Raw genomic sequence first — 8260 nt, 5'->3', positions numbered from 1 at the left:
TAATCCCTGATTTATTCTTCTTTTATGACCTAGATGTAAGAGATTTAGTAAAAGGATTATCAAGAAGTTTTAAGTCTTAATAAGGGAAGAGATTCATCTCTGACCATCTATTAATACCATATCACACCTTGATACAAATTTCAAGAAAAACCCGTCCCATTTTCAACTTATTTTTTCTTTACATAAAAACTTAAGACTGCCGTCACCTTTTATCTTCAAAGGATTTCTTTATTCTCAGAGCTAACCGGCAAAGGAGACGGAATAAAAATGCGAGAACGCCATCCGCGAGGGCGCTCAAGAATTCTTGAGAGTGTAAGCTTCTTGGCTTCAATGATAACCACACCACCAATCTTGTTGCACCATATCCCTCCTAATCTTTCCCAAGTCTCTGAAAAATTTAACATCATCGAAGACTCAATGGGAGGGAGATAAAGACCATATACAGGCTTGAACGGCGTAAATAAGCTTTCCTGAATCAGTGTATAAAGCTGACTTCCAGAATAAGGTTGTCCAATACCAAAAGGGGATTTAGGGAATCTTGCCCATAGCCCTCGACGGTTAGGCGCCACAATAAGCAAACGGCCACCATCCACCAAAACACGCCATGCTTCGCGCAGCAATTGCCGCGTATCTTCTGCGCCTTCAAGACCGTGAACGAAAAGGAGGCGATTGACAGATTGATCAGCCAACGGAATGATATTATCTTCCGCTAAAGCAACTTTATTGGCCTCATTTTCCGGCCAGAAAATCGCCCCTTGTGACGCTGGCATGATGGACAACACGCGTTCAGCACGCAGCTGAAACTGGTTTAAATAAGGAATAGGATAGCCATAGCCAACGACGCAATCTCCAACGGCATCGGGCCATATGGTTGCAATATATTTTGCAATATATTTCTGCACATATTTCCCCAACGGGCTTTCATAAAAACGGTGAAGGTCAGCGATATCCATACGCATAAGAACATTATATCCTAATTTAAAGACATACCTACAAAGTTCAACATCAACCCTAATATATTTATGAAATAGGCACTAGATATATATTCTTTTATCACCCGAAATACGAAAAAAGCCGCCATTATTAATTGTATACATGGCGGCATAGCAAAGCAAAATTCTCAATTTTTAATCTTTTTTCGCCCCTTTGAGCTTCGTAATGACGGGGTCGAATTTTTCTATCTCGCTTGAAGCCTTAAACTTTTCAGTTCTTGGTATTTCACCTGTTCTTTGCATCATCTCATGCTCATGGCTCTCTTCACGAAGGGAGTCCATTTTTTTCGTTCTCAACTCACCCCTAATTTTAGCATTTGAGTTAGGATCGAGAAGAGTACGCCATTTCTCAGCTCCACTAAGTCTTTTAAAAGTCGCACTATACCTCTCACTGAAATTTATGACCTCTTGCCCAAGAATTTTTTCAGCCATGCCTTTCCAAAATCTTTCATCATTTAAAATATTGTGGCATTCTGAAGAAACCAATCGCATCGTCAAAAGATCTTTATGGGGAAGATATCCCATAATCTCAGCTTTCATTTCTGTAGGTAAATTATCAAAACATCCTTGATCTGAGGCATCTGCTTTAAATGCTGCGCTACTCATTCCACAAATTCCGACAAGACTCAATACCACGGAATTTAAACTTATTTTCTTGATAGACATTACTAACTCTCCCTTGTTTATACTCTTAAAATACGCTTTAAAAATTAAAAGGCCGTTAACTGAAGTGAAAATAATCTGTCGAATTCTTTCTGCAGGCGAAAATAAATTTATCCCTTAGAAAAGCATCCCTCATACCAATTCTGATTGACAGCCGCAGCAAGCTCGCGTAAGTGAATAACAACACGGAGAGGTGGCCGAGCGGTTGAAGGCGCACGATTGGAAATCGTGTATACGGGAGACCGTATCGAGGGTTCGAATCCCTCTCTCTCCGCCATCGATTATTGTGATAAAGCCGATACACGCCTGTGGCATGATGACACATGGTCTTCTGTGCTTATGAAAAAGGGCGAGACTGCCAGGCTCTTTACGCTTTGTTTACGCAAATAACCTTTCTTCATCCTCGCCCTCTAGTTTTTACTTAGGCTCTAATCTCTTTTAATATAGGTTATAGTAAAGCTTACTTCGCCAGAAAGAGCACGAGTTATATCAGAAAGATTAATACCTGAAAGAGCCCCTCCCTTGAAGGAAGTAATGGGTCTGGCAGGGTCCCTGCTCTCATCATTAAGGTCCACTACATTCTTAGTTCCAGGAAAAGGATCTCCTCCATCCCCCTGATTGTCATCAAAGGCATTCTCAAGATCATGCTGTCCATCGGCTTGAACGAGTTGTAATCCTGGACTATCGGGAGAAAACATTTCTTTAGACTCATCCACTTTCCATACTAAGAGTCCTTCTCCAGGTAACCTGCTATCAAATCCAACTCTCATTCTGTTTTCTAATAGTAAGTATTGTGTTGGTTTGAAGGCAGGACTTGTAAGTTTAATGATCTTATAACCTGGCATTGTTGTGAAAGGGGGAAGGGTAAGAGACATTTTATCACCTTCCATCGTTGAAGCATCTATTGTTTCTGTCTCAACCCATTTGTGTTGCATTTTATGTAAAGCAGCGGGATGAACTGGACGAGCTCCGCCTCCACCATAAGAACCACTTGCCATTAAATCCCACATACCAGAGCCATCCCAAGTCTTTCCATCTTCGTCATAGTTTGGATCATAAAAATCATCCCATTGAAAAGCTAAATGCCCTAGCTCATGGGAACATACACCTACATCACAATCATGTGGCACTGTTAAATAAGTAGAAGCATGTAAGCCTGGTGATACTTGAATAGGAGTTCTAAGGTTCCATTTATGGGACCAGATATCATTTCCCCGAATAGATGGATGTAAACGTTCTGCTCCGCTACCAGCATGAATTAAGAATAGAGCCGTGATAATACCGTTATCTAAAACATCAAGCTCTTTCTCAAACGAAATACCTTTTTTTAAAGCAACTTTTACAGCATCTTCAGCCATTCTAGGGGCATTTCTCGGATATGAGCCCCATTCTCCTCCTGATTCACCATTCGTATAGTACGAATAAGGATTTGGCATTCTTAGCCATCCATGAACCGATCCTTTGATAGATACCTTATCCAGACTAACTTCTTTATAGTAGTCTTTCATGCTGCCTGATAAAAGTTTCTTGTCTGAAAATAATAAATTTTCATAATGTTTACGTGGAAGTCGACCAACTTTGTCTTTGAAATCTATTAGCAAAACTTTTACATGCAGCTCTCCTGCGACGGGCTTACTGGGAATAGAGATTCTCCGTATGCCTGAAGATTCGATTGAAACATTATCTCTTCCTTCCTGATGTGAACAGGATGGTACATATCCAGCTAATTTTAAGTAATCCTTAAAAGTTAATTTTTCCACTTTTTCATTGGCATCTAAATACTCAGCATAAAGCCATGAGATAACTTGTGGGGAAGGTGGAACTGTTTTTGGGAATGAATACTTACTCTGTGCTTCTTTCTCTTCACTAGATACAACCGATGCAAACGTATAGGTACATAAACTCGCAAAAATTAATGGGATTCCAAAAAATGCCCTACATTTTTTATAATTCATGATAGGCTCCTTTCTAGTTTTCAGTTAGAGAAGTAGGAGATTTTCAACAAGAAAGCTCTGTCACATTTTCCCTTTGCAAGTCACAATCTCCCTCCATGAACTTCTAAATTTTTAGAAGTTGAAGTTAGTATGTTATGAGATCAAAAAATCTCATAAGATAAAAAAAATGTTTAATTAAACTTGTCGAAGCGCCTCTAGAAGCACCTGGCCTCACTAAAACTCAATGTCTGAATTCCAATCGCACACTTTTCTAGAGTCCTTATACTAGGTGCAAGGTGGAATCATTTAACTTCATCAAACAGATAAAAAATGCTAGCAAAAGAACAAAAATTTTACCAAGCCCTTATCGATAAAAATTCAGACTACGAGGGTATATTTTTTATTGTCGTAAAAACAGCAGGCGTATTTTGTCGTCCAACATGCCCTGCAAGAAAACCAAATCTTGAGAATAACGATGGGGTGATTAACTTAAAATTTCAGGATATTTCCATATCAAATAAGAGGAAAGTTGAGTCTCCTGAAACACTAAAGTAAAGAGATGATTCTTCTTGAATCCCCATTCCATCCCCTTGATCTAATTCGTAGCCATTGAGCATTAGCTTGCCCTCGACTATGTGAATCCACTGATGCGTTCCTTTGGGTTTATAAGAGAAACTTTCCGAGGCGAGAAAACGACCTTCATATACCCAAGCATTTGTTCTGAGCTTTATTGTATTTTCACCCTTATTCCCTTCAGGGACTGCAACCAAATGAAGTCCTTTTTCTTCCCGTAAGGAGATTTGATCATACCGCGGTTCGGCCCCTCGAATGTTGGGAAGAAGCCATATTTGCAAGAGATGAACAGGCGTTTGCGAAGACGGATTAAACTCACTATGGAGAACGCCGTGCCCCGCACTCATATATTGCATTTCCCCAGGCTTAATTTGGGTTCCATTTTCCATACTATCTTGGTGTTCTAGCGACCCGCTCATGATGTAAGTCAAAATTTCCATATCGCGATGAGGATGGGTTCCAAAACCTCGGCCAGGCTGTACAAAATCTTCATTGAGAACTCTTAGTGAGCCAAATTGACGCCATTGCGGATCAACGTAATCGCCAAAAGAAAAGGCATGATAGGTTTGCAACCATCCATGATCTCGAAAGCCGCGATCTGCACATCGTCGAATAAGATACATTTTTGCCTCATTTTTGATTTATCTATAAAATAAATGAAGAAAAAATTCTTGTCTCTGTTAAATTTTAGCTTTTCACGATCCTCAAAATATGTTTACATCCCCAAAAAGGAAACAAAAATGACAAAAAGTAAAAATATCCTTTTATTAATTGCGCTTTTATTCACAATCTCTCAACAAAGCTTTGCTTCTCTTCCTGAGATAGAAAAACAGGGACCTGAGATTATTCCACATCTCCTCACAGGCGCTGGGGAATTTGCAAAATTGACAGAAGAATATCTTCAAGATATTTCTCAAAACACCATCATCCTGACGGATGTGCACGGCGTTGTCACCAATTATTCAGAACCAAATCAACAACCGTATGATTGGGATACGAAAAAAACAAGATACGAATCCCGTGGTGATATGGTCCCTTATTTAAAGAATCTTATGGCACGCAAGTACGTGATCCTTTTTTCAAGCGCTTGGCCAAACCCAGAAGAAACTTTTACATGCCTTAGTGAGTTGGATTTACTCTCTCAGGAAATGGCGGTTCAAAAAGGGAGTCACGCCGTTAAAACTATTCGAAAATATCCCCCGGTTACAGACCAAGAATTTAATGAAGCTGCAAAAGATAAAACTTTGCTAGCAATTCTTGAAAACCGCCCCTCTGAAGAAACGATCACTACCCCTTACGACTTTATCCAAAAAGGAAATTGCATCTCTGTTAACTCTGATTGGGGATACTATCGTAGCAAAGCACTAGTCCCTGATGTGTATTTTGAAAGAAATTCTTCTTCCTCTCCAATAGACACCCTTATATTTATGGAAGATAGTGAACTTAATATTCGGATATTTATGAATCAACTTTCTTTAACAACCTACTATCCGACGCTGAAAAAAGTCATTATTTTTAAATTTCCTAAGATTCAGGGAGAAGTTCGAGACGAAGACAACATTGATCCTGCACTATTGTAAAAAATGATTTGTGAAGAAAATTATATAAACTAACAACGCAAGCAAACTTAGTTTTATACTTACTTCATCACCTTATAACTAGAAAAAGAATTGTGTGATGACCAAAATATTTCTTATTTGTTTAATTTTTTTGACCCATTCCTCATCGGAACTTATTTCTTGTCCTTCAGAAGAAGAAACACCTCGTCCTCTCAGAGTTGTCTTAGAAGAACCTAAATCCATAAAATCACTTCAAAATATTATTGATGCATGTTTAGAAGAATATCCCCGAACAACCATTTTGTTTGTTCAAGTTGAGGGCATCGTCACAGATGATCCTGCCCCAAAATCTGACTATGTGATGCCTCCTATGCCTTATGCAGGTTTGGTCACATACACGCCAGAAAAACTACCTCCTAAAGCTCGAGGAGGGCTTCAAAATACGATGGTTGATTATTTAAAAGGTCTCATGAATAAAGGTGTACCTATTATATTTATGAGCCATCTATTATTGCCTTTTCAAACTATTGAAAGACTGAAATTTCTTGGATTGGTCAGTCAAAACAAAATTTCCCAAAGGATTCCATTAACAGACTCTGTTAAAAATGAAACTTACTATTATGGTGTATATGATAATTTTATCTGGAATGCCTTAATTCATATATTCCCACAAAAATTAAACAAAATAAAAAAACATTTTTATCAATATGCTACCTTTGCTCCTCTTCTATTTTTTTCAGCAGATAGCGCTTGGGAACAAGTTATTATTGTTGATCATACTTATAAATCCCCTGCCCCAGAAGAATTTTTAGAGGGCCTAAAAAATGCTCCTTATTATAACTCACTTGAAGAAATTACGCTCATTGAAATCGATTCTTTTGTAGGCTGGTTAAAAGAAGAAGAATGAAGATTTTTACTTCTTCTTTGCTTTACCTTTATCTTCTTTTTTAGCCCCTCCTAAAACCATTTTACGATACTCTTCAAGATCTCCCTCATAAGGCCGAAGCGTTCCGTCCGCCACAAGCCATAGACGATCAGCCGTATGTCGGAGTAAATGCCAATCATGGGTAATCAAAATCACGGCACCCGCAAAGTTGTTAATTGCCATCATTAATGACTCACGCATCTCCACATCAAGATGGTTTGTAGGTTCGTCAAAGATTAATAAATGAGGCTTTTCAACAGAAATAAGAGCCATGACAAGGCGCGCTTTCTCACCTCCTGAAAGCTTTTCAACAGCCACATCGCTTTTAGTCTTATCAAATCCAAATCGTCCTAAAAACGAACGTATAACCGTCTCAGAAGCCTTTGGCATGAGGTCGGCGACGTGATGGTAAGCTGTATCTCCTTTTTTGAGATCTTCAGCCTGATGTTGGTGAAAATAGCCAACACGTAATTTAGGTGAACGATGAAAATGGCCAGATTTTGGCTCTAAACGGCCTGCCAAGAATTTAGCAAAAGTTGATTTTCCATTCCCGTTCGCCCCCAAGAGCGCAATACGGTCTTCTGGCCCTATCGTTCCCCGCAAATGTTGCAGGATTACTTTATCTCCATATCCAAGTGCCACTTTATCATACGTAAGATATGGTGGAGACAAGGCTTCAGTTTCAGGAAAGTCTAGTTTTAAAGTTGGGTCATCTTCCGCCAAAGAAAGAGGTTCAAGTTTTTCAACGGCTTTAAGACGACTTTGAGCTTGACGAGCCTTCGTTGCACTCGCCCGAAAGCGATCTACAAACTTCATCATATGCTTTTTTTGAGCTTCTATCTTCTCATTATAAGCTTGCCCAAAGGCTAATTGTTCTTTACGGGTTTTTTCATAAAAATCGTAATTTCCATTATACGTCGTAATCTTCCCACGATGGAGATGGAAAATTTTCGTCACGACATTATTTAAAAATTCCCGATCATGGCTGATAATCAGCAAGGTTGCATTATAACTTTTTAAGAAATTTTCAAGCCAAAGAGCTGCTTCTAAATCTAAGTGGTTCGTAGGCTCATCTAAGAGCAAAAGATCAGGATGTTGAAAAAGTGACGCTGCGAGGGCAATACGCATTCTCCATCCTCCAGAGAAACTCGATAAAGAACGAAGTTGCTCAGCCTCAGAAAAACCTAATCCCAAGAGAATTTTGGCAGCGCGTGCCTCCGCGGTGTAGGCATCAATTGTCATAAGACGATCATGGATATCACCAATACGATTTGGATCTTCACATGTCTCAGCCTCTAAAAGCAAAGAAGTACGTTCGTGATCTGCATTAATCACAAATTCAAGAGCTGACATCTCTCCGCCCGGGACTTCTTGAGCAACTGTCGCAATTTTAAAGCTTTGCGCAAAATTAAGATCGCCTCCATCCGCGTGAATCTCTCCGAGAATTAAGCGAAATAAAGTTGACTTGCCGATCCCATTCCGTCCGACAAGACCAATTTTTTGACTGCGATCCATTTGCAAGGAAGCTCCATCTAAGAGAGTTCGTCCCGCAATACGATAAGTAAGATTTTTAAGTGTTAACATGTCCTTGGCATACCACAGTCTCGGCCATTT

The 8260-nt window shown here is 39.4% G+C and carries 8 protein-coding genes and 1 tRNA gene; 4 read left to right on the top strand and 5 right to left on the bottom strand.

Features of this window, described 5'->3' with window-relative positions; genetic code table 11:
• Nucleotides 1–215 precede the first annotated feature (215 nt).
• Together J0H12_05095 and J0H12_05090 are read right to left on the bottom strand one after the other, a co-directional pair.
• Nucleotides 216–959, bottom strand: coding sequence for a methyltransferase domain-containing protein (locus J0H12_05095; GenBank protein ID MBN9413281.1), 744 nt, complete (start codon nt 957–959; stop codon nt 216–218).
• A 168-nt stretch (nt 960–1127) separates the two neighbouring features.
• Nucleotides 1128–1658: an F-box protein gene (locus J0H12_05090; protein MBN9413280.1), complete on the bottom strand. Its 531-nt coding sequence runs from the start codon at nt 1656–1658 to the stop codon at nt 1128–1130.
• A gap of 184 nt (nt 1659–1842) precedes the next feature.
• Between J0H12_05090 and J0H12_05085 the strand changes: the two genes are divergently transcribed.
• Nucleotides 1843–1932 (top strand) — tRNA-Ser (locus tag J0H12_05085).
• A gap of 151 nt (nt 1933–2083) precedes the next feature.
• Here the strand turns inward: J0H12_05085 and J0H12_05080 are convergent.
• A complete protein-coding gene (locus J0H12_05080; protein ID MBN9413279.1) occupies nt 2084–3610 on the bottom strand; it encodes a M6 family metalloprotease domain-containing protein in 1527 nt (508 codons plus the stop codon).
• A gap of 309 nt (nt 3611–3919) precedes the next feature.
• Between J0H12_05080 and J0H12_05075 the strand changes: the two genes are divergently transcribed.
• Entirely contained in the window at nt 3920–4144 is a 225-nt protein-coding gene (locus tag J0H12_05075; protein MBN9413278.1) for a hypothetical protein, read from the top strand.
• On the opposite strand, the gene J0H12_05070 is transcribed toward J0H12_05075, so the two are convergent.
• Nucleotides 4087–4785, bottom strand: a complete 699-nt coding sequence (locus tag J0H12_05070) for a pirin family protein (protein ID MBN9413277.1) — start codon at nt 4783–4785, stop codon at nt 4087–4089. The two genes, J0H12_05075 and J0H12_05070, sit on opposite strands and share 58 nt — an antisense overlap.
• 117 nt (nt 4786–4902) lie before the next feature.
• On the opposite strand from J0H12_05070, the gene J0H12_05065 reads away from it, so the two are divergent.
• Both J0H12_05065 and J0H12_05060 read left to right on the top strand, forming a co-directional pair.
• Nucleotides 4903–5742 (top strand): hypothetical protein, encoded by an 840-nt coding sequence (locus J0H12_05065; GenBank protein ID MBN9413276.1) that lies wholly within the window; start codon nt 4903–4905, stop codon nt 5740–5742.
• Between the two features lie 97 nt (nt 5743–5839).
• The gene (locus J0H12_05060; protein ID MBN9413275.1) at nt 5840–6628 is read left to right on the top strand and encodes a hypothetical protein; all 789 of its coding nucleotides are present in this window, start codon (nt 5840–5842) and stop codon (nt 6626–6628) included.
• Nucleotides 6629–6634: 6 nt separating this feature from the next.
• Here J0H12_05060 and J0H12_05055 read toward each other — a convergent pair whose 3' ends face one another.
• Nucleotides 6635–8230: an ABC-F family ATP-binding cassette domain-containing protein gene (locus tag J0H12_05055; GenBank protein MBN9413274.1), complete on the bottom strand. Its 1596-nt coding sequence runs from the start codon at nt 8228–8230 to the stop codon at nt 6635–6637.
• Nucleotides 8231–8260: the final 30 nt, after the last annotated feature.

This window comes from Candidatus Paracaedimonas acanthamoebae (assembly GCA_017307065.1).
GTDB classification, from domain to species: Bacteria; Pseudomonadota; Alphaproteobacteria; order Caedimonadales; family Caedimonadaceae; genus Paracaedimonas; species Paracaedimonas acanthamoebae_A.
The sequence above is the reverse complement of the archived record's forward strand: the minus strand, read 5'-3'. Positions and strand labels throughout refer to the sequence as shown.

Coding starts and splice junctions, on each gene's coding strand:
- J0H12_05065 (MBN9413276.1), top strand. CDS start 4,903: ATGACAAAAAGTAAAAATATCCTTTTATTAATTGCGCTTTTATTCACA.
- J0H12_05075 (MBN9413278.1), top strand. CDS start 3,920: ATGCTAGCAAAAGAACAAAAATTTTACCAAGCCCTTATCGATAAAAAT.
- J0H12_05095 (MBN9413281.1), bottom strand. CDS start 959: ATGCGTATGGATATCGCTGACCTTCACCGTTTTTATGAAAGCCCGTTG.
- J0H12_05090 (MBN9413280.1), bottom strand. CDS start 1,658: ATGTCTATCAAGAAAATAAGTTTAAATTCCGTGGTATTGAGTCTTGTC.
- J0H12_05055 (MBN9413274.1), bottom strand. CDS start 8,230: ATGTTAACACTTAAAAATCTTACTTATCGTATTGCGGGACGAACTCTC.
- J0H12_05060 (MBN9413275.1), top strand. CDS start 5,840: ATGACCAAAATATTTCTTATTTGTTTAATTTTTTTGACCCATTCCTCA.
- J0H12_05080 (MBN9413279.1), bottom strand. CDS start 3,610: ATGAATTATAAAAAATGTAGGGCATTTTTTGGAATCCCATTAATTTTT.
- J0H12_05070 (MBN9413277.1), bottom strand. CDS start 4,785: ATGTATCTTATTCGACGATGTGCAGATCGCGGCTTTCGAGATCATGGA.